Genomic DNA, 24708 nt, shown 5'->3' on the forward strand with positions numbered 1-24708 from the left:
CTCATGCTTGTAAAGCTCAATCCCTTTATAACTGCGTTATAAGCGCCAAACTATTTCGCATGGCTGTGGGCGGTGTGGCGCCGTTCTGGGAAAGAGGGCGAACAGATGCAGGTAACTGCTGAGGAGCTGTTTTTGGGCAAGAGCGGTTTGTATGGTTCTGATCGGCCTATGGATGACCAAACGTTCAGCGACGATGAAGACCGGCGTGATCAGGAAGATACGCGGCCCAAGTATATGAAGATACGCGATGCTATTTATCGCAAATATATAGCGGGCCGCCCTTCAAACTCGGTGATTCCTCCTGAACGCAAGTTGGCCGAAGAGTTCAAGGCTAGTCGCGTTACGATTCGCAAGGCCATAGGAAAACTCGAAGCAGACAACGTTGTCTACAAGGTGCAAGGCGGCGGTACATATACTGTCGAGCCAGGAATTGTAAAGTCGCTAAAGCTCACTTCGTTTTCTGAAGATATTCGAGCGAGGGGCATGGTTCCATCTTCCCGGGTGCTTTTGCATGAGCGTGCGCAAGCAGATCGGGAAGCTTCTTGGCGTCTCAAAGTATCGCCTGGGGCTGACGTGTACATCTTACGACGCCTGCGCTTGGCTGATGGCGAGCCCATGTGCCTGGAAGAGGTGACCGTCCCGCTTGAATATGTACCGGATATTGAGAAGCAGAATATCACTGGTTCCTTTTATGATGTGTTGCAACACAAATATGGGTTGTTGCCGGTATGGGCAGATCAGGTAGTTTCTCCTGTGGTGCTTGAGCCGGGTGACGTTAAGCTGTTGCAAGTAGCGCCCTACTCGCCGGCTTTGAAAATCGTCCGCGTAACCTTTGATGCCAAGGGAAGACGCATCGAGACGACTACATCTCTCTACAGGGGAGATAAATACATGCTTCATTATGCGGTCAAGCGAGACTGAAGCGACTCCGTAGCGAAATTGTTGTAGACAAATAATTGGTAGATACCAATATTGCATTCCATAGACGAGCCTTCTAGCATAAAAACTGATGGTTACGGAAAGTCAGTTGCTTGAAAGTGCGGTGCTTGCTCTGTGTATCGCAGGGTTAAGGTTGCTGTGTTTTCAGGCCGTCTGACCGGTCTTTTATAGGGTATAACCGGCAAGGGTGCCAAAGTAGTAGTCAGAGAGGATTGATGAATCTTCCGTCTGGTCGAAGGCGGCAATGTCAGTAAACGATACACGTTGACTCCAACGATGATGTTGAAAAAGCGAAGAAAGGTATATACCAATGAAACACGTACACCGTATAGCAAGGAAGCTAGCAGTGGTCGCTGTGGCTACCCTGGCGAGTGTCTCCCTAGCAGGATGCGCTGGCTTTGGGCCTACCAACACGACCGGCACAGACAAGGAGGGGAAGGTCACCGTACGATTCTCGTACTTGTGGACGGGCGACGAAGCGAAAGCCGTTGAGAAGATCATCAAGGATTTCAACGCTTCTCAGAGCAAGATATCAGTCAAAGGAACTTCGTCTGCAGATCAGCAGGCACAGGTGCTGTCGATGCAGGGCAAAAACCCTCAGTTTGATATTTCCAACACAGGCAATTCGCAGATTGTCGATTGGGCGAACAGCGGCGTGCTCTTGGGGCTGGACGACTATATTAAAGCTGACAAGTACGATACTTCCGACTTCCTTCCAGCCGCAATCAAAAATAATTCCTTTGATTCCAAGCTCTACGCTCTACCCGTGGCAGCGAATATCTATCAGTTGCTGTACAACAAGGACGAGCTCAAAGAGGCTGGCATTACCAACCCTCCCGAGACGTTCGACGATTTTGCTAAAGTCATCGACACAGTTAGTAAGCTCAACGGAGACAAGGTCGAGCGGTTGGGCACCAACTCTTCGGTGGACCTGCAGCTGCTCGTCCAGGCCTATGGGGGCAGTTGGTACACCGAGGACGGCAAGGCTTCGCCAACCAACCCACGCAATATAGAGGCGTTGAACTGGTGGGTTGAGCATGTAATCAAGAAGTTCGGCGCTAAAAACCTGCAAGACTTCCAGTCGGGTTTCGGTGAGTACGGCACGGCTCAATACCCCTTCTACACCGGGCAAATTGCGACTCTGATTGACGGCAACTGGCAGTCGGCGTTCATCCGTCGCCTGGCACCGAAGCTCAACTGGGGGGCCGCAGCTCTGCCATATCCTGCAGATAAGCCAGAGCTCAAGGGCACTACACGTTTGGACCTGTCCAACTTGTTCATCCCGAAGAACTCCGCTCACCCCAAGGAAGCTTGGGAGTTCATGAAGTATTTCCTAGGCAAAAAGCCGATGCTTGAGTTTACACATACGTTGGCTAACTTGCCTGGACGTACTTCGTTACTCAGCGACACAACATATTCTGATTTGCCGAACTTCGACGTGTTCCTGGCGGCTGCTAAGTCAAAGTTAGCCGTGCCGAGTTATTCCACTAAGTTCAGCACTCAATATGGGCAGGATCTCTCTGCGGCCTTTACACAGATTCAGGCTGGACAGGCGAGCCCAGAGCAGGCTATGCAGTCGGTGGCGGAAAAGGCCAAAGCCTACAAGCAATAGGAAACAGACGGGTGGAATGGTCCCATAAACTATTTTGCTCTAGATCGACTCCGCAAGCTGTTCAAACAGTGATCTTGCAGCCTGCGGAGTCTCACACGAGGAGGTGTGATATTCGTGTCAGACGCACAGATTTCAGCGGGTGTAGCCCACAACGCTCAGGCGCAGCGCAACTCCAGTGCGATTACCCGGGGAGGCCGACAAGGCAAGGCCGGCAAACCAAAAGGGAGCAGCAAGAATGAGAGGCGCTACGGTTTGGGCTTCGCTATGCCTTTCCTCATCGGTTTAGTGCTGTTTACTATCGGACCGATGATTGCGTCGTTGTACTACTCGTTTACCGATTTCAATATTATGACGGCGCCCAAATGGGTGGGTATGCACAACTACCAATCGGTTTTTGCCGACCCTCGTTTTTATAAGTCCCTGGAAAACACGGCTTACCTGACGTTCATCGGCGTGCCCCTGGGCCTCGCATTTGCACTGGGTGTGGCCCTGATCCTGAACCTGAAGGAGGCGCCGGCCCGAGGACTCGCCCGTGCTCTCTCGTACATCCCGGCCATCATTCCTTCCGCCGTAGTGGCCTACCTGTGGCGCTGGATGTTCAATGGCAAGTATGGCCTGATCAATGTGGTGTTGACCAAACTAGGCATACCGGCACCCAACTGGCTGCTCGATCCGGCTTGGACACGGCCCGCTGTTATTTTGATCTCCTTGTGGACCGTAGGTGGCACCACGGTGATTTATCTGGCTGCCCTGCGTGATGTGCCTCGTGAGCTGATGGAGGCCGCGGCGTTAGATGGCTGCGGCGTACTGCGTCGTTTTCGTTACGTCACGCTACCGGCTATAGCTCCCGTCACGGTCTTTCAGCTGATTGCGGGCTTGCTGGGAGGTCTGCAGAACTTCACAATCCCATATTTACTGGGTTCGGGTGGTTTCAACATGTCTACCGGAGGGCCAGATGAAACCTGGCTCACGTACGCGGTCTACCTGTATCAGAACGCGTTCTCCTACTTCAAGATGGGGTATGCTTCGGCGCTGGCGTGGATCCTCTTCATTATTGCTTTGATTCTCACCGCCGTTATTCTCCGACTGTCGAAAGGTGTAGATGAAGATGCTGCACACTAAATCAAGCATGGCTGTTCCTCGGACAGTGTTGTTCCGCTCAACGCCCTCGAGCAAGACCAGCAAACAACGGGTAGAGCTGCCCGGCGTGCACCACAAGGATTGGAACAGTCGGAGCCTGCGCTCCTACCGCACACGGTTCCTCAGTTTGGTGGGGATCGTCGGCGTGCTTCTGCTCTTCGGTATTCCACTGGTGGTCATGGTGGCGACTTCGTTGACCCCAGCACGTGAAGTAGGGGCGTCGGTCTTTCCCAAGACGCTCGATTTTTCTAACTATGGCGCTGCCTTCGCTCAGGCTCCCTTGCTGAAATACTTCGGCAATACGCTTATTTTGGTGGCTTTCAATGTGGGCGCGACGTTGCTCACCTGCCCGATTGTGGCCTATTCGCTTTCGAAGTTGCGTTGGAGAGGGCGCAATCTAGTGCTCCTGCTGGTGCTTTCCACGATGATGCTGCCCTCGCAGGTCACGCTGGTACCGGTCTATATTATGTGGGATCAGCTCAACTTAGTGGGTACCTTCTGGCCGCTCATTATCCCGCAGTTCTTCGGCTCCTCCTTCTATATTTACATGCTTCGCCAGTTCTTCCTCGGCATTCCTATGGAATATATCGAGGCGGCCCGTGTGGATGGGGCAGGGGAGTTTAGGATTCTTTTCCGTATCGTCATGCCGATGGCGAAGCCGGCACTGATTACGGTAGGGCTCTTCCAATTCGTGGGCACTTGGACCGACTTTATGGGGCCGCTCATCTACCTGCGCGATCAAGACCTCTACACCATTTCCATGGGTATGTATTCGTTCTTCTCCTCGCACGGTACCGACTGGGCTCCGCTCATGGCGGCCTGCACAATGTTCACTATTCCGACGTTCATTATCTTCCTCATTGGCCAGCGTTACTTTGTTGAAGGCGCTTCGTTGGGAGGTCTCAAATAGGTTAGACATTATACTTGCCGGATCTTTTTACCCAAATAAAGCACAGTAATTAATAATTCTATTTATATTGGAGTTTCTCATGACAGAACCGCTACGTATCACCGGAACATTCCTAGATGAGGTGACGGCAGACATTGCCGGTCACAACTGGGGAGTCAAAGAGTGGACGCAGGAGTTTGACACCTATGTCGAAGCGGGTATCGACACGGTTATTCTCATCCGCTCGGGTTGGGGTCCTCGGCTCTCGCACCCCTCGAAGGTTATCTCGGCTCAAGTGAAGACCATACCGGTGTATATGGATATGCCCGAGCTCTTTTTGAGCTTGGCCGACGAGCGCAACATCAAGTTTTACTTCGGCCTGTACGACTCTGGAGTGTACTGGAATCGCAACGATTGGAAGGGTGAAGTAGAGGTCAATCGCGACTATATTCCCGAAGTGTGGCATCGCTATGGTTCCCACAAGTCATTTGCTGGCTGGTATCTACCTCATGAGACCTACGACTCGGGTCAGCGCATTATTGAGCTCAATACATCGCTTGCTAAACTCTGCCGGCAGACGCAGGACCTGCCTATTCTCTCGTCGCCGTATTGGCTGGGCAGGTATGACATGAGCTTAGGATACTCTCTGCCTGCGCCCTCGCCACGGTCGCTCAAGGAAATCGTGACCCAGTGGGATGAGATTTTCAAGGCATACTCGGGCCTGATTGATGTAGCCGCTTTCCAGGACGGTACGGTATACGAGCTTGAGCTGCCTGAGACACTGAGTGCCATGCGGGAGCTGACGGATAAATACGGTCTCTCCCTGTGGTCGAATGTGGAGACGTTCGATCGCGATATGCCTATCAAATTCCCTCCGATTGAGTGGCGCAAGCTGGTGCACAAGTTAACTTCGGCAGAGGGAATAGTCGACAAAGCAATTACGTTTGAATTCTCCCACTTCTTGTCGCCTCACTCCATGTGGCCGTCGGCAAGACATCTGTTCGACCGTTACCAGGAGTATTTGCACGGTGAGCACCGTGCATTGGATCAGTGAGTCTTATTGCTGGTTTGGACGTAGTCGATAGGAAGGCAAGCGTGGTTCAAGCTGTTGTGAGCAAAGGAGTCACCGCAGACATGGACGAACTTCATCGAGTAGTAGTTGCGGTCGATATTGGAGGTACTAAAATTGCTTCGGCTCTTGTCGAAGTCAATGAGTCGAAACCAGTGATACTGCCTGACACCCAGCACTCCATACCTACGCAAGCCGCTCAGGGTGGTGAGCATGTACTCAATCGGGTAGCCCAGGAGGTGCGAACTTTATGTGACAGAGCTCATAGCTGGCCTAATGGTGAATTGGCAGTAGTGGGTTTGGCTGTGGCGAGCCCCGGCTGTGTGGATTTCTCTGGGCGCATCGTGTCGGCGACCGATATCCTACCAGGCTGGACAGGCCTGGCACTGAGGTCTCGGCTGGAGCAGTTGAGCGGGCTACGCGTCTATGCCTTGGGTGATGCTCTTGCGCACACGTTTGGAGAAGTGCGATGGGGGGCCGCGCAAGGGTATGACTCGGCTTTGCTTGTAGCTATCGGGACGGGTATTGGCGGTGGTGTCAGCATTGATGGCAAATTGCTACACGGCTCTCACTCTGCGGGAGGCCACGTGGGTCACATCGGTCACCCGGCAGCTGCTGATGTAGTGTGCTCTTGCGGACACCACGGCCACATTGAGCCTCTTGCCTCAGGGCCAGGTCTTGAACACGTATATGTTCAGCTGGGCGGTGCTCCGGCAGAAAATCCTTGTGACGGAGCACAGATTGCGGCTCGAGCTCGGCAAGGTGACCCTCTGGCTCGCCAAGCCCTTGAACAAGTCGGGCAATGCTTAGGCAGTGCTTTAGGCAATCTCGCGAATGTGCTCGACCCGGCTGTCATTGTGTTATCTGGATCGGTCGCTCAAGCGGGAACACTTTGGCTGAAAGCCGTGCGAAAAGGTTATGCCGAGCAAGCGATAGTGCCGGTTGCCTCAACCCAGCTCGTGCTTGGAGATCTCGGTGATGACGCACCGCTGATAGGGGCGGCAGAAGCCTTTTTGGAAGGCTTCGGTATGTGCGGCAGGGCACGCGGCGTGTGGATTGACGCTGACGATGACAGGAGAATCCCATGAAAAAAGTAGTAGAACGATTGCACGATCAACTTATTGTGAGCTGCCAAGCGTATCCAGGTGAAGCTATGCGACACCCGGAGACTATGGCTCAAATCGCGTTTTCTGCTCAAGCTGGGGGAGCTGGCGGTATTCGCTGTCAGGGACTTTCGGATATTTCCGCAATCAAAGGAACGGTCAGTGTGCCCGTGATAGGTCTGTGGAAGGAGGGAGATACCGGCGTATATATCACGCCCACGTTGCGGCACGCGAGGTGCTGCATGGCTGCGGGAGCCGATATTGTGGCTCTCGATGCCACAGATAGGCCACGACCGGATGGGCTGAGCCTGGCGGAAACAGTGCAAATACTGCATTCAGAAGGTGCGGTGCTGATGGCTGACTGCAGCTGTTTGGACGATGCTCGACGGGCGAGGGATCTGGGTTTCGATATCGTATCTCCTACGCTCGCTGGGTACACCGCGGCGCGGCAAAAGACCGATGGGCCAGACTATGAGCTTATTGAGGAGATGGTCTCCAATATTAGCGATATCCCTGTGATCTGTGAGGGGAGGGTGCATACGCCCGAGCAGGCTCAGCGTGTTAAGAGCTTAGGCGTGTGGGCAGTAGTAGTGGGCACGGCCATCACTCACCCGCAGACGATCACCTCATGGTTCGTTCAAGCCTTGCAAGAATAGGCTTGCTTGGAGTAGGTGAGGGCCCAGACCAACGCAGGTGAACCGGGCCCTCAATAGAGCGGCGATTGGCGTATTATTGCAACTCCTTGCGGCTGATGAGGGGGGCGGAGCCTGGCGTGGTGAGCGCCAGGATAACCGGGGAGACGCAGATATAGGGCAGGTCGCTAGATTTTTGCCGACTTTGGCACACAAATGGCACACAAAGTTCGGTTATTAAACAGATTCTGCATATATGAGAAAACCCCTGTTTTCTAGCCGGAAGTAAGGGTTCAATGTGGGGTGGCTAACGCGGCTCGAACGCGCGACCTCCTGAACCACAATCAGGTGCTCTACCGACTGAGCTATAGCCACCATGGTGAACCGACCCGCATCACGGATCAGTGCAACAGATGAAACTATACACGATGGTATGACATGGCACGCCGGTGAAGTGTTAACCATAAGGGCCCTGCTTTGCCTTTGAGCCCTTAGTTTATGACTATGGTCTCTACATGAAAGGTTTCCAGCACCACCAGAGTCCGGTCATCGCCGGTGAAGTCCGGATCATCCAGCGCCTGTCGCATGTTCTCTGAGGTCCAGAAGGACTCATGAGCCTCGCGCCACTCCGCAAGACTTTTATAGCCCTCTCTTTCGTTCAGAACATGCTGCCATGCGACCACGCCCAGTCGGGTTACGCTCACCGACGCATATCTAAGAACGGCAACTGGCTGGTTATCTGAGTTCACCAGAATCGTTCGTCGGCCGGAGGAGGGGAGTGGTTCATGATCGTGGATGAACTCTTCCATAAGGCTGGTCGTGGTAGTTTTGCGCCCATCCAGAATTGCTTCCACCAGGCGGTCGCGTTCTGGACCAGGGAAGGCGAATTCATCCTTGGGAAGATTCCCAACATCTCGGGCTTTGACTGTCGGTATTTGTCTATTTGCCATAATCGATGTGATTGTTTGGTTTTCTTGGTTCTGCTTCGTCGAGCGCTTTTCTGATGGGCTGGTAGGCCTTGACCAGATCAGCCAGACTCATGGCGGCATTGGCGGGGCTGGTGGACGGTAGATTGATCATCGTCAGTCGATGCCCCTTCTCCTGCAGGTTCGGCAGGCAGTAGCGACGGTAAAGCTGGCCGGCCTTGCGTCCTGTAGTGAATATGGTGCCGATGGGCGCACGGTCCAGCAAACTGGCGATGTCGGTAGGCACTACATTGGTGATTGAAGCGTCGGATGCACCGTGGATGTCGCATTCCTGGATGACATCCCAGAGTGCTATGCGGTGTTTGAGCGCGAACTCGGCGCGGTCAGCCAGATTGTCCGGAACAGGCTGGTCGAACAGCGCGGCCAGTACGGGCCAGAAGCGGTTGCGCGGAAACATGTAGTAGAAGCCAGCCTCGCGCGAACTCGGGCTGGGAATGGATCCAAGGATTAACACACGGGATCGGTCATTCCAGACAGGCCCGAATCCGTGGGTGACATGTGTGGTCGAAGCTGCAGTCATGCGCCGAGCAGGCTAGTCAGAGACGCAGTCATCACGTCAGCCTGCGCAATCACCAGAATGAAAACCAACAGGCTGGTTGCGCATTCAACCAGGCCCACATACAGAATGGGAATGCGGCGCCGATGAGAGATGGCAGGCAGCAGGGCCGCACGCACCAGCAGAACCAGGGCCGTCAACAGAGGCCACCATCCTGCGGTGCGTACCATGGCGACTCCCATCAGGCAGAGGGCCAGGTTCCATGCCAGCGAAAGCAGGTAGCACCAGGTCTTGCCGCGCTCGCGGATCATGGTTTTGACGAAGATGACCGACCCGAACTGGGTCACAGCGAAGACAGCCGCGCTGACCACTCCGATCGATGGCAGGGCGGCGCTTGGGAAAAATCCGCTGGCGAAGCAGTCCACAGCAGGATTCGGCTGGCATCCGAAGTAGCCGGCGCTGGAGCTTTCCAGACCCGGTTCCGGCTTCTGGAATCGTGACCCTAGCGAGACGGCGACCAAACAGAGCGTGCAGGCCGCGATCACGACTACCGTATCGTTCCACCATGAGCGCTCCGTGCGCATCCACGCGGCAGCAAAGTTCAGCGCGCCCAGCACCAGGTAGAGCGGGGCCCATCGCAGGAGCCCAGGGGTGCCGACCAATAGGATCAGCCCAGTCACAGCCATGAGCAGGGCATATCCCAGAGCTGGTGGCGCGAATCTGGCAGCTCGGTGCGAAACCATCCACCGCGAGCCGGTGAACTCAAAGCAGTAGCAGAAGGCCCAGGCGACCATGAGCAGCAGGCTTCTCCAGGTCGGGCCTCCAATCAGCAGACCGGCCAGGCCCGGCATCAAGGCCATGGCCCAGCCGCCAATCTGGTCGGGTATCCATAAGCGTCGCCACTGTCGTCCCTTGGACCCTGGTCCAGTCGATTTTGCCGGTTTGCTGCCCTTTGATTCGGCGGCCTTGCCCCTGTCTGCGTCTGTATGCATGTTCATCAGCCTACGCCCCTGTATGGCTGTCACTGCCTCTTCCGTAATGCCGATTCGGTCAATATCATGGTTGAAGGGGTGGTGAATCATACGGGTCCCTGGTTTCAGGAGGCAGATGATGGGTCAGGTGGATATCAAACGCGTATACGAGCAGGCCGCTGACGGGGACGGGGTCCGCATCCTGGTCGACAGACTCTGGCCACGCGGCGTCAGCAAGGAGCGGGCAGCATTGTCCGGGTGGCTCAAGGACGTGGCACCCAGTCCGGACCTGCGGCGCTGGTGGCACCATGATCCGGACCGCTTTGATGACTTCGCACGCCGCTACCGCACTGAGCTGGACGACAACCCCGCCTTGGGGGATCTGCTGAGCATCGTGCGCGAACATGATCGGACGACACTGGTCTATGCGGCCAAGGATCCAGCCGTCAACCATGCCCTGATCCTGCGCGACTACATTCGCCAGGCTCTTGAGAAAGAAGACAAGTAGACGCTGGCTTTGATGTTTCTGGTGTTAATATTTACGGGTCGGGATATGTATTTCTGATACCTTTATATGTGTATATGTAGGAATCCGTTATAGGTGAGTACCGCATTGTAGGTATCTGTAAATATAAGGTATGAGCAAGGGCCTTCCCACTAACGGAACCGGTGTGCTATCGCAGTAGGCGAAGCCTAGAGCATACTTCCAAGTGGTAGACGTGGCCATGTCTGCCTCGGTGATATACTTTTCATCGTGTGTGCCGGCAGCACGCCTTATGTCACAGGTGAGCTTGTCGGGATATCCCCGAATCCGAAGAGTGCAGGCAGCAATGCCCTGCAGGAGGATCAGGGGCCATCGGGCCGGTGGACAGTGGCTGATCTCTCCTCCTGGGAGCGACTGCGGCTGCGGTGCGGCGGTCTCGCAGTGCAAACGAAGACAAGTTCATCGAAGGAATCGGAGAGAGTCAGTTGCCAACAATTGAACAGCTCGTCCGCAAAGGGCGCAAGGCCAAGCCTCGCAAGTCGAAGACTTTGGCACTCAAGGGCAGCCCGCTGCGTCGCGGCGTGTGCACCCGTGTCTACACCACTACACCCAAGAAGCCGAATTCGGCTCTGCGGAAGGTTGCCCGTGTCCGTCTGAGCTCCGGCATCGAGGTTTCCGCCTACATCCCCGGAGAGGGCCACAACCTACAGGAGCACTCCATCGTGCTGGTGCGCGGCGGACGTGTCAAGGACCTGCCCGGCGTGCGCTACCACATCGTGCGCGGTGCGCTGGATACCCAGGGAGTCAAGGATCGCAAGCAGGGCCGTTCCCTGTACGGAGCAAAGAAGGCCAAGTAACCCATGTCACGCAAAGGACCAGCCAAAAAGCACCAGCTCCTGCCCGATCCCATCTACGGTTCCACCGTGGTGGCCCAGCTGATCAACAAGATCCTGCTGGACGGCAAGAAGTCCATCGCCGAGAACATCGTCTACACCGCTCTGGAGCAGGTCAAGGAGAAGACCGACCAGGAGCCCGTAGCCGTGCTCAAGCGCGCCCTGGACAACATTCGTCCCAGCCTGGAGGTTCGCAGCCGTCGTGTCGGCGGCGCCACCTATCAGGTCCCCGTCGAGGTCAAGCCGAACCGCGCCAATACGCTCTCGTTGCGGTGGCTGACCGATTACAGCCGCGCCCGTCGCGAGAAGACCATGTCGGAGCGGCTGGCCAACGAGATCCTTGATGCCTCCAACGGCCTGGGTGCTGCGGTCAAGCGCCGCGAGGACACCCACAAGATGGCCGAGGCCAACAAGGCGTTCGCCCACTATCGCTGGTAATCCCAAGAGAGCGAGAACAAGGAATTATGGCACAAGACGTGCTCACGGACCTGACCAAGGTCCGCAACATCGGCATCATGGCCCACATCGATGCCGGCAAGACAACGACGACCGAGCGTATCCTCTACTACACCGGCGTCAACTACAAGATTGGCGAGACCCACGACGGCGCCTCCACCATGGACTGGATGGACCAGGAGAAGGAACGTGGCATCACGATCACCTCCGCCGCCATCACGGCCTTCTGGAACCGTCAGTCCCACGATCCTGAGGACCGCTACCAGATCAACATCATCGACACCCCAGGCCACGTGGACTTCACCGCCGAGGTGGAGCGCTCCCTGCGTGTGCTCGATGGCGCTGTGGCGGTGTTCGACGGCAAGGAGGGCGTGGAGCCCCAGTCCGAGACCGTCTGGCGTCAGGCCGACAAGTATGGCGTGCCCCGCATCTGCTTCATCAACAAGATGGACAAGCTGGGTGCCGACTTCTACTATTCGGTGGACACCATCAAGGACAAGCTGGGCGTCAAGCCGCTGGTCATGCAGTTGCCTATCGGCGCTGAGAGCGACTTCCACGGCGTGGTCGACCTGGTGCGCATGGTGGCCTACTACTGGAAGGACGAGGCCGACCTGGGCGCCAAGTACGACACCATCGACATCCCCGACGATCTCAAGGACAAGGCCGAGCAGTACCACACCGAGCTGCTCGAGGCTGTGGCCGAGTCGGACGAGGATCTGCTGGAGAAGTACCTGGGCGGCGAGGAAATCTCCCAGCAGGAGATTCGTACCGCTGTGCGCAAGATGACCATCGAGCAGTCGGCCTTCCCGGTCTTCTGCGGATCCGCCTTCAAAGACAAGGGCGTGCAGCCCATGCTGGACGCGGTCGTGGACTACCTGCCCAGCCCCGAGGATGTGCCGGCCATCAAGGGTTACAAGATCGGCGACGAGTCCGTCGAGATCGACCGCAAGCCCACCGTGGACGAGCCCTTCTCGGCCCTGGCCTTCAAGGTGGCCACCCACCCCTTCTACGGCAAGCTGATCTACGTGCGTGTCTATTCCGGCAAGGTGGCCCAGGGCGAAACGGTCCTGGACTCCACCAAGGACAAGAAGGAGCGCGTCGGCAAGCTCTTCCAGATGCATTCCAACAAGGAGAATCCGGTCGACGAGGCCATCGCTGGCAACATTTACGCCTTCGTCGGGCTCAAGAGCGTCACCACCGGTGACACTCTGTGCGACGAAAAGGAACCGGTGGTGCTGGAATCCATGACCTTCCCTGATCCTGTGATCGAGGTGGCCGTGGAGCCCAAGACCAAGGCCGACCAGGAGAAGATGGGCATCGCCCTGCAGAAGCTTTCCGAGGAGGATCCCACCTTCCAGGTCAAGACGGACGAGGAGTCTGGCCAGACCCTGATCTCCGGCATGGGCGAGCTCCAGCTGGACATCCTGGTGGACCGCATGCGTCGTGAGTTCCATGTGGAATGCAACGTGGGCAAGCCCCAGGTGGCTTACCGCGAGACCATCCGCAAGCCCGTCATGAACCAGGAGTACACCCACAAGAAGCAGACCGGCGGTTCCGGCCAGTTCGCCAAGGTGCTCATGAACTTTGAGCCACTGGACACTTCCGAGGGCGAGTCCTACATCTTCGAAAACAAGGTCACCGGCGGCCACATCACCAAGGAGTTCATCCCTTCGGTCGATGCGGGTGTGCAGGAGGCCATGGAGTCCGGTGTGCTGGCAGGCTTCCCGGTCGTGGGCGTCAAGGCGACCCTGACCGATGGCCAGATCCACGAGGTCGACTCTTCGGAGATGGCCTTCAAGATCGCTGGTTCCATGTGCTTCAAGGAGGCCGCTCCCAAGGCCAAGCCCGTCATCCTCGAGCCCATCATGGCTGTCGAGGTCCGTACTCCCGAGGAGTACATGGGCGACGTCATGGGCGACATCAACTCCCGTCGTGGCTCCATTCAGTCCATGACCGACGCCACCGGCGTCAAGGTCATCGATGCCAAGGTGCCCCTGTCGGAGATGTTCGGCTACATCGGCGACCTCAGGTCAAAGACCCAGGGGCGCGCCATGTTCACCATGCAGATGGACTCCTATGCTGAGGTTCCCAAGACTGTCAGCGACGAGATCATCAAGGCCCAGCGAGGCGAGTAATGCCGGTCCGGTCCGCCGCCACGGCGGGCCGCCGCCAAAATGCTCTTCTGTCACAAGTCGGCGTTACACTCTTGTAGCGCTGACTGGGCGGAGGGCAAAAGTGGCAAAGAACCCGATAACCCAGTAATATGTAGCGAGTGCTCTGTGCGTGGTTCGCGCAGGCAACCTACGAGACGTCCAGGAGGACAAAACACAATGGCAAAGGAAAAGTACGAGCGGACCAAGCCGCACGTTAACATTGGCACCATCGGCCACGTCGATCACGGCAAGACCACCCTGACCGCGGCCATCTCCAAGGTGCTGCATGAGGAGTACCCGGACGTCAACCCCGAGTACGATTTCGCTCAGATCGACGCTGCTCCTGAGGAGAAGGAGCGCGGCATCACCATCAACATCGCGCACATCGAGTACCAGACTGCCAAGCGCCATTACGCACACGTGGACTGCCCTGGACACGCCGACTTCGTCAAGAACATGATCACCGGCGCTGCTCAGATGGATGGCGCCATCCTGGTGGTCGCCGCAACCGACGGCCCCATGGCCCAGACTCGTGAGCACGTGTTGCTGGCCCGCCAGGTCGGCGTGCCGAAGATTCTGGTCGCCCTGAACAAGTGCGACATGGTCGACGACGAAGAGCTGATCGAGCTGGTCGAGGAGGAAGTCCGCGATCTGCTGGACGAGAACGGCTTCGACCGCGACTGCCCCGTCATCCGCACCTCCGCCTACGGCGCCCTGCATGACGATGCCCCTGACCACGACAAGTGGGTCCAGACCATCAAGGACCTCATGGATGCCGTCGACGACTACATCCCCACCCCGGTCCACGACCTGGACAAGCCCTTCCTGATGCCCATCGAGGATGTCTTCACCATCTCCGGCCGCGGCACCGTGGTGACCGGCCGTGTCGAGCGTGGCAAGCTGCCCGTGAACACCAACGTGGAGATCGTCGGCCTGCGGGACACCCAGTCCACCACCGTCACCTCCATCGAGACCTTCCACAAGCAGATGGACGAGGCTGAGGCCGGCGACAACACCGGCCTGCTGCTGCGCGGCATTGGCCGCGAGGACGTCGAGCGCGGCCAGGTTGTGGCTGCTCCCGGCACCGTGACCCCTCACCACAAGTTCGAGGGCGAGGTCTACGTGCTGACCAAGGACGAGGGTGGACGCCACTCGCCGTTCTTCTCCAACTACCGTCCGCAGTTCTACTTCCGGACCACCGACGTCACCGGTGTCATCACCCTGCCCGAGGGCGTGGAGATGGTTCAGCCCGGCGATCACGCCACCTTCTCCGTCGAGCTGATTCAGCCCGTCGCCATGGAGGAGGGCCTGACCTTCGCTGTTCGTGAAGGCGGCCACACGGTCGGCTCAGGTCGAGTCACCAAGATCATCGAGTAGGATTGCCTGTCGCTTATCGACACGATCCGATGACGGGGCCCGGAATCCTTCCTGTGATTCCGGGCCCCGCCCATTTCCGGCAGGCCTCGCCGCCGGACCAGCCTCGGTGTTCATGCGCCGTGGCATAATAGGCGAGGATTTATCGCGAGCGGGCCGGATCCTGTAAGGCCCGGTGCTTTCGGCAGATGGCCAGGAGCCCTCCGAAGGAACGTTCATCAGAATGAGGTGGTATCAAGGTGGCACAGACTTCCAATGACATCAAGAACGGATCGGTCATCAACCTGGACGGCAAGCTTTGGACCGTCATCAAGTTCCAGCACGTCAAGCCCGGCAAGGGACCGGCCTTTGTGCGCACGACCATCAAGGACGTCCTCACAGGTAAGATTGTGGACCGCACTTTTAACGCGGGTATGAAGATGGACTTCGAGACCGTGGACAACCGGACCATGCAGTACTCCTACCGCGACGGGGACTCCTTCGTCTTCATGGACATGAACACCTACGAGCAGGTCAACATCCCCGAGGCCCTGGTCGGCGATCAGGAGCGCTTCCTGCTTGAGGGCACCGACTGCATCATCAGCTTCCATGACGGCAACCCTCTGTCCGTGGAACTGCCTGCATCCGTGGTGCTGACCGTGACGGCAACCGAGCCCGGCGTGCAGGGCAACCGCTCCAATGCCGGCACCAAGCCCGCTACTGTGGAGACCGGGGCCGAGATTCAGGTGCCCCTCTTCGTAGGCGAGGGTGAGAAGGTCAAGGTGGACACCCGCGACGGCTCCTACCTGGGCCGCGAGAACTGAGTCAGGCAGAAACCACACATCCATGGCACGTTCCACAGCCCGTAAGCGGGCCTTGAATACCCTGTATGAGGCCGATGAGAAGAGCCAGGATTTCCTTTCCCTGCTGGAAGAGCGCAAGGTTCGGCCGGGGGCTCAGACACCTCTGCCTGCTTATGCGGTAACCATAGTCGAGGGTGTGGCAGATCATCGTCGAGATATCGATGAGGCTTTGCAAACCCATTCCACCCGATGGCCACTGAGCCGGATGCATGCCATTGACCGCAACATTCTACGTATCGCCGCCTGGGAGATGCTCTACAACCCTGAGGTTCCTGACAAGGTGGCCATCGATGAGGCCCTGTCCTTGGCCAAGACCCTGTCGGATGCCGATGCCCCCTCCTTTATTCACGGAGTTTTGAGCGCCCTTGAGCAGGAGAAGGATGACCATCAAGCTCGTCGTGAGCAAGCCGATCGGATTGCTGCCCTGGCTGACGCCGAGGCCGATGCGGACGTTTCGGATGATGAATCCGACAAGGCAAAGCCAGGGGTTGCAGCATCCGAGCCTGTTCCCTTCGAGGATGCCCATGCTGACAGCGAGTCGGATTCGGCAGCGAGTGGATCCGAAGGAGGGGACTCCGACCAGGTTCTTGACCATACTGTCGACCAGTCGGCCCCCAGCTTGGACCAGCTGAAACTGACCTTGCCGGAGGAGCTGACCCCCGATGCGGATCGTCCTTCAGGCAACTGACAATGATTCGGATAAAGGCCGACCGATGCCCGCTAACTATCTGGGCATCAGGTCGGCCTTTTGCCCTATTCGGACTGGTTGACCGGCGGTCTATCCTGGAAGATTTGACCAACCATTTTTTTGGCAGGGTCTGCCGGCATAATCCATGGGGGTCATTAATATGGGTGCGAATATCCGCGGTAATCAAGGGGGTTCGGTGAACCTGAAAGACACCAACACCATCACCTCCGATAGCCGTTTCTCCAATCGTGCCTTGCTCATCCTTGAGGATGGGGAAGTGTATGTGGGGAGAGCCTTCGGAGCGGTGGGCACTACCATAGGTGAAATTGTTTTCTCGACCGGAATGACTGGGTATCAAGAAACCCTGACGGATCCCAGTTATGCTCGGCAGATTGTTGTGCAGACCTTCCCCCACATCGGTAATACCGGTGTCAATGACCAGGATGGGGAGTCGGACAGGATCTGGGTGGCAGGGTATGTAGTCCGGGAACCCAGCCCCAACGTCAGCAACTGGCGGGCCCGGGGCAGTCTCCATGACCAGCTGGTCGATCAGGGCATCGTCGGTATCAGTCACATAGACACCCGCCGGCTCGTGCGACACTTGCGTTCTGCAGGTGTCATGCGGGCCGGTATTTTTTCAGGCCCGGACCCAATGCTCAACGACGGCGGCGGGCCCAGGACCATGCAGGAACTCCTTGACCAGGTCCGTTCGGCCCCCAAGATGAGCGGGTCCCATCTGACCGGCGAGGTCAGCACGCACAGGTCCTATATCGTCGAACCAGTCGGAGACCGTCAGACGAAAGAGCCTGTCTGCACGGTGGCAGCGGTGGATTTGGGAATCAAGTCCATGACCCCTCACCGGCTGGCTGAGCGCGGGTGCAGGGTCCACGTGCTCCCCGTCGACACCACCATCGAGCAGATAAAGGCCCTGCGGCCTGACGGGGTTTTCTTCTCCAACGGTCCAGGCGACCCATCGACCGCGGACGAGGAGGTGTCGCTCCTCAGGCAGGTTTTGGATGCCGGACTGCCATTCTTCGGCATCTGCCTGGGCAACCAGCTTCTGGGCCGTGCCCTGGGCTTCAAGACCTACAAGCTGAAATTCGGTCATCGCGGCATCAATCAGCCGGTAATGGATCTCAGCACTGGCAAGGTTGAGATCACCGCCCATAATCACGGATTCGCAGTCAAAGCACCCAAGGGAGACCCAGTGCCCTCACCCTATGGTGAAGGCCGATATGGCCGTGTCCGGGTGTCTCATGTCGATCTCAACGACGGAGTGGTCGAGGGTCTGGAGTGTCTGGACATTCCGGCCTTCTCCGTTCAGTACCATCCGGAGGCGGCGGCTGGTCCGCACGATGCCTCCTATCTGTTTGACAGGTTCGTCACTTTGATGCAGGACGCCAGGGAAGGGAAGGCACATGCCTAAGCGGCAGGACATCCATTCAGTCATGGTCATCGGCTCGGGGCCCATTGTCATCGGGCAAGCGGCCGAGTTCGACTATTCGGGGACCCAGGCCTGCCGGGTGCTGCGCGAAGAGGGAATTCGTGTCATCCTGGTCAATTCCAATCCCGCCACCATCATGACGGACCCCGAGATGGCCGATGCCACCTACATCGAGCCCATCGCCCTGCCCTTCCTGGAGCGGATCATCGCCAAGGAGCGGCCTGATGCGTTGCTGCCCACCCTGGGCGGCCAGACCGCTCTGAACGCTGCCGTGGAGCTGGGCAAGGCTGGCGTGCTGGAGCGCTATGGGGTTGAGCTAATCGGCGCTTCGCTGGAGGCCATCGACAGGGGAGAGGACCGCGAGCTCTTCAAGCAGGTGGTGGACCAGGCCGGTGCCGAGTCGGCCAAGTCCCGCATCGCCCACAGTCTGGATGAGGCCGAGGCAGTGGCCGCCGAACTGGGTTACCCTCTCGTGGTTCGTCCCTCCTTCACCATGGGCGGCCTGGGCTCTGGAATCGCCCATGATCGCGAGGAGTTGAGGCGGATCGCCGGTGCGGGCATCCATTATTCGCCCACCGATGAGATCCTTCTGGAGGAGGGCATCGAGGGGTGGAAGGAGTATGAGCTGGAGCTCATGCGCGACCGCCTGGATAATGTGGTTGTGGTCTGCCCCATCGAGAACGTGGACCCGGTCGGCGTGCACACCGGCGACTCCATCACTGTGGCCCCGGTGTTCACCCTGACAGACCGTGAGTATCAGCGCATGCGTGACATCGGCATCGCCATCATCCGCGGCGTGGGGGTGGATACAGGCGGCTGCAATATCCAATTCGCCGTCAACCCGAAGAACGGCCGGATCATCGTCATCGAAATGAATCCGCGTGTTTCGCGCTCCTCGGCTCTGGCATCCAAGGCCACTGGCTTCCCCATCGCCAAGATCGCGGTCAAGCTTGCCCTGGGATACACCCTGGATGAGATCGAGAATGACATCACCCGCTCAACGCCTGCCTCCTTCGAACCGACCATTGATTATGTGGTCACCAAGATCCCGCGTTTCACCTTCGAGAAGTTCCCCGGGGCGGATACGACTCTGACCACCTCAATGAAGTCCGTGGGCGAGGCCATGGCCCTGGCCGGCAATTTCCGCGAGTCCCTGGGCAAGGCCATGCGCTCCATCGACAAACGGCACATGACCTTCTCCTGGGACGGCCCACGGCCCGACCAGGCCGAGACTGACCAGCTGCTGGAGGCCATGCACACGCCCACCGAGCACCGTTACCTGCAGATCCAGCGGGCCTTCTGGGGAGGGGCTACCGTGGAGCAGGTCCATCAGGCCACCAGGATCGATCCCTGGTTCCTGGAGCAGATCAGCATGATCAACGAGCTGGCCCTTCAGGTGCGCCAGTCCGAGGTCCTGGACGATGACCTGCTGCGCCGGGCCAAGCAATCAGGACTGAGCGACCTGCAGATCGCCCACCTGCGCGGCATGGGCGACCAGGGCGAGGCAGTCGTCAGGGAGCTTCGCTGGGCCTTTGGCCTTCATCCTGTCTACAAGACTGTGGATACCTGCGCAGCTGAGTTCGATGCCGTCACGCCCTACTACTACTCCTGCTACGCCGATGAGTCCGAGCTGCGACCCCGTGAACGTGAGGCGGTCATCATCCTGGGTTCGGGGCCCAACCGGATAGGCCAGGGGGTCGAGTTCGACTACACATGCGTGCACGCCGTCCAGGAGTTGGGCAAGGACTATGACACCATCATGGTCAATTGCAATCCCGAGACGGTCTCCACCGACTATGACATGTCAGACAGGCTCTATTTCGAGCCGTTGACCTTCGAGGACGTTCTGGAGATCTACCGGGCTGAGAAGGCCATGGGACCTGTCAAGGGCGTCATCGTCCAGCTGGGCGGTCAGACGCCCCTGTCTCTGGCGGCCAGGCTCAAGGCAGCTGGGGTGCCCATTCTGGGAACCAGCCCCGAGTCCATCGACCTGGCCGAGAACCGTGAGCTCTTCGGCCAGGTGCTCAGCAAGGAGCATCTGAACGCCCCCCGGTACGGCACCGCTCTTTCCCTGGATGAGGCCAGGGATGCGGCACATGCCATCGGCTATCCGGTTCTGGTCAGGCCCTCTTACGTACTGGGCGGACGAGGCATGGAGATCGTCTATGACGACCAGCAGCTGGGCACCTACGTGGATCGAGCCCTGGAGGAAGCCAAGGCCGATACAGTGGTCTCCGGGCGGCTGCCTTCGCCCCTGTTGATTGACAAGTTCCTTCAGGATGCCATCGAGATCGATGTGGATGCCCTTTATGACGGGCAGGAACTCTACATCGGCGGAATCATGGAGCATGTGGAGGAGGCTGGGGTCCATTCCGGTGATGCAGCCTGCACCCTGCCGCCATCGACACTCTCCGACGACCAGATCAACCGGCTGCGGCAGGCCACCCTGTCTATAGCCCAAGGTTGCGGGGTTCAGGGGCTGATCAATGTTCAGTATGCCTTCATGGCCAACACCCTCTATGTGATCGAGGCAAATCCCCGCGCCTCCCGGACGGTTCCTTTCGCTTCCAAAGCCACAGGTACGGCACTGGCCAAGGCTGCAGCGCGAATCATGGTGGGGGAGACTATCGAGCAGCAACGAGCCAATGGTCTGCTCTTGCCTGTCGGTGATGGCGGCATGGTCCGTGTCGGCCAGCCTGTGGCGGTCAAGGAGTCGGTATTGCCCTTCAAGCGCTTCCGCACTCCGGTTGGCCGGACCGTGGACATTCTGCTGGGCCCGGAGATGCGCTCCACCGGAGAGGTCATGGGCTTCGATCGGGACTTCCCCCACGCCTTCGCCAAGAGCCAGCTGGCCGCCTACCAAGGCGGATTGCCCTCAGGCGGGGTCGCCTTCCTGTCGGTCAATGATGCGGACAAGCGTCAGTTGCCTATGCTGGCCGCTCGTCTGCTGGAGCAGGGCTTCAGCATCTGCGCCACCAGTGGCACGGCCTCCGTCCTGCGCCGGTACGGCTTTGACGTGGCTGTTGTCGACAAGATCAGCGACGAGGAGGAGCAAGGTCGGCCCTTCACTGATGCTGATGGGGTCAGGCACATGGGCCGTAATCCAGTCCAGTTAATTGAGGATGGGGCCATCGACATGATCCTCAATACCCCCAGTTCCAGGGGTTCGCGCTCTGACGGCTATCTGATCCGGGTGGCTGCTATAGCTGCCGATCTGCCGCAGTTCACTACCATCACCGAATTCTCGGCCGCCCTTATGGCCATTGACGTGGTCAAAAAGGACGACTACGAGGTCATGAGCATCCAGGAACACGCGGCCCGGTTGCTTGAGCTGGAGAAGGCCAGGTAGGTTCTGGCTATATGATTGACCCATGTTCCGGTCCAGATATGCCGGAGGATGACCTTTAGGAAAGGAAGTGGCTGTGTCAGCGATCAGCGGTGCCGATATGTCGAGTCAGGACCCTTCGGGAGAACAGACCGGGGGGACGGGGAAGACGGGCGGCCGGCTGATCGTGTTGACAGGGCCCACGGCCGTAGGCAAAGGTACAGTGGAAGCAGCCCTGCGTCATGCCCACCCGGAAGTTTGGGTCTCCGTCTCGGCCACCACCCGGGCGCCGCGTCCGGGCGAGAAGGACGGCATCACCTACTGGTTCATGGACGAGCAGGAATTTGCCCGCAGGGAAGCCGCCGGAGACTTTCTGGAGACCGCCTTGGTTCATGGCATGTCCCACTATGGCACCCCGCTGCAGCCTGTCCTGGACCATCTGGCGGCAGGGGTGCCCACAATTCTGGAGATCGACCTGCAGGGGGCGCACCGAGTTCGCGAACGTGCCAAGGAGCTGGGCCTGGAAGTCTTCTATGTGTTCCTGGCGCCGCCCTCATTCCAGGACCTGGTCACCAGGCTGAACATGCGGGGAACCGAAAATGAGGAGCAACGGGCCCGAAGGCTGGAGACCGCCAAGGTGGAGCTGGCCTCAGAGGATCAGTTCGACCAGGTCATAGTCAACGACAACGTGGATAAAGCCGCCCAGGCTCTCTGGGCGATAATCGCCAAGGAATACGGTCTCTGAGCATCAGGCCTTTACTTGGCCTTACTCCAGAAGAGTCGAAAATCCCCCAATCGGGTAAGAGCCCGATTGGGGGATTTTCGATCTATCAGTCCAGACCGGACAACCGGTTGATCAGATCCGGGTCGCGTGTGGCGCCCTTGTCTGCAGAGCGGGCGAAAGCGGCGTAGGCCTTCAGCGCCAGTGAAACCTTGCGGTCCCTGTGGGCCACATAGCCTTCGCCGGCCTCAAGTTCTGCACGGCGCTGCTCAAGTTCCTCATCGCTCAGCTCGACATCTACGCGCCGGTTGGGGATGTCGATGCGGATCATGTCGCCGTTGCGGATCAGGGCGATGGGGCCCTTGTTGGCTGCTTCAGGAGCGATATGGCCAATGGCCAGGCCTGATGAGCCGCCGGAGTAACGGCCGTCGGTCAGCAGGGCCACGTCCTTGCCGATTCCCTTGCCCTTGACGAATGAGGTCGGATAGAGCATCTCCTGCATGCCCGGGCCGCCCTTGGGTCCTTCGTAACGGATGACCAGGGCCTGACCCTTGTGCAGGGTGCCGTTCAGTATGACCTCAACGGCCTGCTCCTGTGATTCGACCACCAGGGCCGGTCCGCGGAAGTTCCAGATTTCCTTGGGCACGCCTGCGGTCTTGACCACGCAGCCATCGGGGGCCAGGTTCCCGCGCAGTATAGCCAGGCCGCCTTCAGAGACGGCCGGGTGGTCCAGGTCGTGAATGGCGCCGTTGACACGGTCGGTGTCCAGATCCTCCCACTCCTTGGACTGGTTGAAAGGCTCAGGGGAGGTGATGTGCCCGGGCGCTGCGTGGTAGAGCTCCTTGGCCTGGTCTAGGCAGGTGGGGCGCATGATGTCCCAGTCGTTCAGCTTGGACTCCAGATCCGGGTAGTCGATGGAATGCGTGTCCTTGTGCAGCACTCCGCCACGGTCCAGCTCACCCAGGATGCCGCAGATGCCGCCGGCCCGGTGGACGTCCGATATCTCCCAGTCTCCGGAGGGAGAGGCCTTGCAGATGCAGGGGACCGTGTGGGAGATGCGTTCGATGTCGTCCAGTGTGAAGTCCACATCCGCCGACTGCGCGGCAGCCAGGATGTGCAGGACGGTGTTGGTGGATCCACCCATGGCCACATCCATGGTCATGGCGTTTTCGAAGGCTTTCTTGGTGGCGATGGAACGCGGCAGGACCGAGTCGTCGTCATCCTGATAGTAGCGGTTGGCGATCTCGACGACCAGCTTGCCGGCCCGCTCGAAGAGCATCTTCCGGGCTGTGTGTGAGGCCAGGGTGGTGCCGTTGCCGGGCAGGGCCAGACCCATGGCCTCGGTCAGGCAGTTCATGGAGTTGGCGGTGAACATGCCGGCGCAGGACCCGCAGGTGGGGCAAACCGTCTTCTCCAGGGCCAGCAGACCCGCATCGTCGATGCTGTCATCCGCTGAGGCGTACATGACGTCAATCAGGTCCGTGCTCTCCTGGACCGTCCCGTCTGGCATGACGGTACGTCCGGCTTCCATGGGGCCACCGGAGACAAAGACTGTAGGAATGTTCAGACGCAGAGCGGCCATGAGCATGCCGGGGGTGATCTTGTCACAGTTGGAAATGCAGATCAGGGCGTCGGCGCAGTGGGCGTTGACCGAGTATTCCACAGCGTCAGCAATCAGGTCACGGCTGGGCAGAGAATAAAGCATGCCGGTATGGCCCATGGCGATGCCGTCGTCCACAGCAATGGTGTTGAACTCGCGGGGGATGCCACCCGCTTCCTTGACGGCCTTGGAGACCAGACGCCCCACCTTGTTCAGGTGAACGTGACCAGGCACGAACTCGGAGAAGGAATTAGCGATGGCCACGATGGGCTTGCCGAAGTCCTCGCCCTTGACGCCAGCGGCACGATAGAGAGCACGGGCGCCCGCGAACTCTCGTTCCTTCATTAATTTGGCTGATCGCATCTGCATAGTTTCATTCAAGTGAACGTGGACGGTGACGGCTCGAACATGACCACATGTTGGAATTTCCGGCGTGTTCACACTGCTTTTCCCGGCAGAGAAGCCTTCAGGGCTAAAATCGAGCCCGGGCGGTAAAATCATACAGATTGAATGAATGGTTCATCCAGTTGAATTGGAGAAACATCTTATGGCATTCGGTACCGAGCCCCATCCGCAGGGATTTGCGAATCCACCCATCGACGACCTCATGAAGCACGCCGATTCGAAGTATGCACTGTCCATTTTCGCGGCCAAGCGGGCCCGTCAGATCAATTCCTATTTCACACAGCTCAATGAGGGCCTGCTGCAGAACGTCGGTCCTCTGGTCGAATACCAGAATCAGGAGAAGCCTTTGTCCATCGCCTTCCGCGAGATCAACGAGGGCCTGCTTGAAGAGACCCTGGGCGAGGACGATCTGAGCGAAGGCAACTGAGCTTCTCGACTCTCGACACAGCGTCCTCGGGCGATGACGGTTTCTAGACAAAGGTGAAT

21 protein-coding genes, 1 tRNA gene and 1 pseudogene are annotated in these 24708 nt (G+C 58.3%); 18 read left to right on the forward strand and 5 right to left on the reverse strand.

What is annotated here, in order from left to right:
• Window positions 1-105 precede the first annotated feature (105 nt).
• From H3T93_RS00700 to H3T93_RS00730, 7 genes are all read left to right on the forward strand, one after another.
• On the forward strand, window positions 106-921 hold the full coding sequence (locus tag H3T93_RS00700; RefSeq protein WP_144177422.1) for a GntR family transcriptional regulator: 816 nt from the start codon (window positions 106-108) through the stop codon (window positions 919-921).
• Between the two features lie 364 nt (window positions 922-1285).
• Window positions 1286-2551: an ABC transporter substrate-binding protein gene (locus tag H3T93_RS00705; RefSeq protein ID WP_186363903.1), complete on the forward strand. Its 1266-nt coding sequence runs from the start codon at window positions 1286-1288 to the stop codon at window positions 2549-2551.
• A 114-nt stretch (window positions 2552-2665) separates the two neighbouring features.
• Window positions 2666-3673: a carbohydrate ABC transporter permease gene (locus H3T93_RS00710; protein ID WP_198208307.1), complete on the forward strand. Its 1008-nt coding sequence runs from the start codon at window positions 2666-2668 to the stop codon at window positions 3671-3673.
• Window positions 3654-4601, forward strand: a complete 948-nt coding sequence (locus H3T93_RS00715; RefSeq protein ID WP_121913841.1) for a carbohydrate ABC transporter permease — start codon at window positions 3654-3656, stop codon at window positions 4599-4601. The genes H3T93_RS00710 and H3T93_RS00715 overlap by 20 nt, the downstream gene beginning before the upstream one ends.
• 79 nt (window positions 4602-4680) lie before the next feature.
• Window positions 4681-5634 carry a DUF4434 domain-containing protein gene (locus H3T93_RS00720; protein ID WP_110425517.1) on the forward strand — a complete coding sequence of 318 codons (954 nt, stop codon included), beginning with the start codon at window positions 4681-4683 and terminating at the stop codon, window positions 5632-5634.
• Window positions 5635-5714: 80 nt separating this feature from the next.
• A complete protein-coding gene (locus H3T93_RS00725; protein WP_144177418.1) occupies window positions 5715-6737 on the forward strand; it encodes an ROK family protein in 1023 nt (340 codons plus the stop codon).
• Complete coding sequence (locus H3T93_RS00730) at window positions 6734-7408, forward strand: N-acetylmannosamine-6-phosphate 2-epimerase (protein ID WP_144177416.1); 675 nt, start codon at window positions 6734-6736, stop codon at window positions 7406-7408. Before H3T93_RS00725 ends, H3T93_RS00730 begins: the two co-directional genes overlap by 4 nt.
• A 275-nt stretch (window positions 7409-7683) precedes the next feature.
• Here the strand turns inward: H3T93_RS00730 and H3T93_RS00735 are convergent.
• The 4 genes from H3T93_RS00735 to H3T93_RS00750 all read right to left on the reverse strand — a co-directional run bounded on the left by H3T93_RS00735 (window position 7684) and on the right by H3T93_RS00750 (window position 9864).
• A tRNA-His gene (locus H3T93_RS00735) sits at window positions 7684-7759 on the reverse strand.
• A 116-nt stretch (window positions 7760-7875) separates the two neighbouring features.
• Complete coding sequence (locus tag H3T93_RS00740) at window positions 7876-8334, reverse strand: ASCH domain-containing protein (RefSeq protein WP_144177414.1); 459 nt, start codon at window positions 8332-8334, stop codon at window positions 7876-7878.
• Complete coding sequence (locus H3T93_RS00745; RefSeq protein ID WP_144177413.1) at window positions 8324-8890, reverse strand: DNA-deoxyinosine glycosylase; 567 nt, start codon at window positions 8888-8890, stop codon at window positions 8324-8326. The genes H3T93_RS00740 and H3T93_RS00745 overlap by 11 nt, the downstream gene beginning before the upstream one ends.
• Entirely contained in the window at window positions 8887-9864 is a 978-nt protein-coding gene (locus H3T93_RS00750) for a YwiC-like family protein (RefSeq protein WP_198230109.1), read from the reverse strand. The genes H3T93_RS00745 and H3T93_RS00750 overlap by 4 nt, the downstream gene beginning before the upstream one ends.
• A 112-nt stretch (window positions 9865-9976) precedes the next feature.
• On the opposite strand from H3T93_RS00750, the gene H3T93_RS00755 reads away from it, so the two are divergent.
• From H3T93_RS00755 to gmk, 10 genes and pseudogenes are all read left to right on the forward strand, one after another.
• Window positions 9977-10345 (forward strand): DUF488 domain-containing protein, encoded by a 369-nt coding sequence (locus H3T93_RS00755; RefSeq protein WP_144177619.1) that lies wholly within the window; start codon window positions 9977-9979, stop codon window positions 10343-10345.
• Window positions 10346-10806: 461 nt separating this feature from the next.
• Window positions 10807-11178, forward strand: coding sequence for a 30S ribosomal protein S12 (rpsL, locus tag H3T93_RS00760; RefSeq protein ID WP_015022141.1), 372 nt, complete (start codon window positions 10807-10809; stop codon window positions 11176-11178).
• 3 nt (window positions 11179-11181) lie between these two features.
• Window positions 11182-11652 carry a 30S ribosomal protein S7 gene (gene rpsG / locus H3T93_RS00765; protein WP_015022140.1) on the forward strand — a complete coding sequence of 157 codons (471 nt, stop codon included), beginning with the start codon at window positions 11182-11184 and terminating at the stop codon, window positions 11650-11652.
• 26 nt (window positions 11653-11678) lie between these two features.
• Window positions 11679-13805, forward strand: coding sequence for an elongation factor G (fusA, locus tag H3T93_RS00770; protein WP_144177411.1), 2127 nt, complete (start codon window positions 11679-11681; stop codon window positions 13803-13805).
• 195 nt (window positions 13806-14000) lie between these two features.
• Window positions 14001-15200, forward strand: coding sequence for an elongation factor Tu (tuf, locus tag H3T93_RS00775; protein ID WP_015022138.1), 1200 nt, complete (start codon window positions 14001-14003; stop codon window positions 15198-15200).
• A gap of 236 nt (window positions 15201-15436) precedes the next feature.
• Complete coding sequence (gene efp, locus H3T93_RS00780) at window positions 15437-16000, forward strand: elongation factor P (protein WP_045935559.1); 564 nt, start codon at window positions 15437-15439, stop codon at window positions 15998-16000.
• Window positions 16001-16022: 22 nt separating this feature from the next.
• Window positions 16023-16484: pseudogene (gene nusB, locus H3T93_RS00785) on the forward strand (transcription antitermination factor NusB); the annotation flags it as partial.
• 439 nt (window positions 16485-16923) lie between these two features.
• Window positions 16924-18153 carry a glutamine-hydrolyzing carbamoyl-phosphate synthase small subunit gene (gene carA, locus H3T93_RS00790; RefSeq protein WP_144177409.1) on the forward strand — a complete coding sequence of 410 codons (1230 nt, stop codon included), beginning with the start codon at window positions 16924-16926 and terminating at the stop codon, window positions 18151-18153.
• A complete protein-coding gene (gene carB, locus H3T93_RS00795; protein ID WP_144177408.1) occupies window positions 18146-21520 on the forward strand; it encodes a carbamoyl-phosphate synthase large subunit in 3375 nt (1124 codons plus the stop codon). The genes carA and carB overlap by 8 nt, the downstream gene beginning before the upstream one ends.
• 97 nt (window positions 21521-21617) lie before the next feature.
• Window positions 21618-22241: a guanylate kinase gene (gmk, locus tag H3T93_RS00800; protein WP_144177617.1), complete on the forward strand. Its 624-nt coding sequence runs from the start codon at window positions 21618-21620 to the stop codon at window positions 22239-22241.
• An 85-nt stretch (window positions 22242-22326) separates the two neighbouring features.
• On the opposite strand, the gene ilvD is transcribed toward gmk, so the two are convergent.
• Entirely contained in the window at window positions 22327-24186 is a 1860-nt protein-coding gene (ilvD, locus tag H3T93_RS00805) for a dihydroxy-acid dehydratase (protein ID WP_144177406.1), read from the reverse strand.
• 178 nt (window positions 24187-24364) lie between these two features.
• Here ilvD and rpoZ point away from each other — a divergent pair, with 178 nt between their 5' ends.
• On the forward strand, window positions 24365-24649 hold the full coding sequence (gene rpoZ / locus H3T93_RS00810) for a DNA-directed RNA polymerase subunit omega (protein ID WP_015022131.1): 285 nt from the start codon (window positions 24365-24367) through the stop codon (window positions 24647-24649).
• Window positions 24650-24708 lie beyond the last annotated feature (59 nt).

It is taken from the genome of Bifidobacterium sp. M0404, assembly GCF_016101415.1.
In the GTDB taxonomy this organism is placed as follows: Bacteria; Actinomycetota; Actinomycetes; order Actinomycetales; family Bifidobacteriaceae; genus Bombiscardovia; species Bombiscardovia polysaccharolytica.

Excerpts from the sequence above, each read along its gene's own strand:
- H3T93_RS00740 (WP_144177414.1), bottom strand. The coding sequence starts at position 8,334 with ATGGCAAATAGACAAATACCGACAGTCAAAGCCCGAGATGTTGGGAAT.
- H3T93_RS00730 (WP_144177416.1), top strand. The coding sequence starts at position 6,734 with ATGAAAAAAGTAGTAGAACGATTGCACGATCAACTTATTGTGAGCTGC.
- ilvD (WP_144177406.1), bottom strand. The coding sequence starts at position 24,186 with ATGCAGATGCGATCAGCCAAATTAATGAAGGAACGAGAGTTCGCGGGC.
- H3T93_RS00750 (WP_198230109.1), bottom strand. The coding sequence starts at position 9,864 with ATGAACATGCATACAGACGCAGACAGGGGCAAGGCCGCCGAATCAAAG.
- H3T93_RS00720 (WP_110425517.1), top strand. The coding sequence starts at position 4,681 with ATGACAGAACCGCTACGTATCACCGGAACATTCCTAGATGAGGTGACG.
- H3T93_RS00745 (WP_144177413.1), bottom strand. The coding sequence starts at position 8,890 with ATGACTGCAGCTTCGACCACACATGTCACCCACGGATTCGGGCCTGTC.
- carB (WP_144177408.1), top strand. The coding sequence starts at position 18,146 with ATGCCTAAGCGGCAGGACATCCATTCAGTCATGGTCATCGGCTCGGGG.
- rpsG (WP_015022140.1), top strand. The coding sequence starts at position 11,182 with ATGTCACGCAAAGGACCAGCCAAAAAGCACCAGCTCCTGCCCGATCCC.
- H3T93_RS00755 (WP_144177619.1), top strand. The coding sequence starts at position 9,977 with ATGGGTCAGGTGGATATCAAACGCGTATACGAGCAGGCCGCTGACGGG.
- rpoZ (WP_015022131.1), top strand. The coding sequence starts at position 24,365 with ATGGCATTCGGTACCGAGCCCCATCCGCAGGGATTTGCGAATCCACCC.
- gmk (WP_144177617.1), top strand. The coding sequence starts at position 21,618 with ATGTCGAGTCAGGACCCTTCGGGAGAACAGACCGGGGGGACGGGGAAG.
- H3T93_RS00700 (WP_144177422.1), top strand. The coding sequence starts at position 106 with ATGCAGGTAACTGCTGAGGAGCTGTTTTTGGGCAAGAGCGGTTTGTAT.
- H3T93_RS00715 (WP_121913841.1), top strand. The coding sequence starts at position 3,654 with ATGAAGATGCTGCACACTAAATCAAGCATGGCTGTTCCTCGGACAGTG.
- H3T93_RS00725 (WP_144177418.1), top strand. The coding sequence starts at position 5,715 with ATGGACGAACTTCATCGAGTAGTAGTTGCGGTCGATATTGGAGGTACT.
- fusA (WP_144177411.1), top strand. The coding sequence starts at position 11,679 with ATGGCACAAGACGTGCTCACGGACCTGACCAAGGTCCGCAACATCGGC.
- tuf (WP_015022138.1), top strand. The coding sequence starts at position 14,001 with ATGGCAAAGGAAAAGTACGAGCGGACCAAGCCGCACGTTAACATTGGC.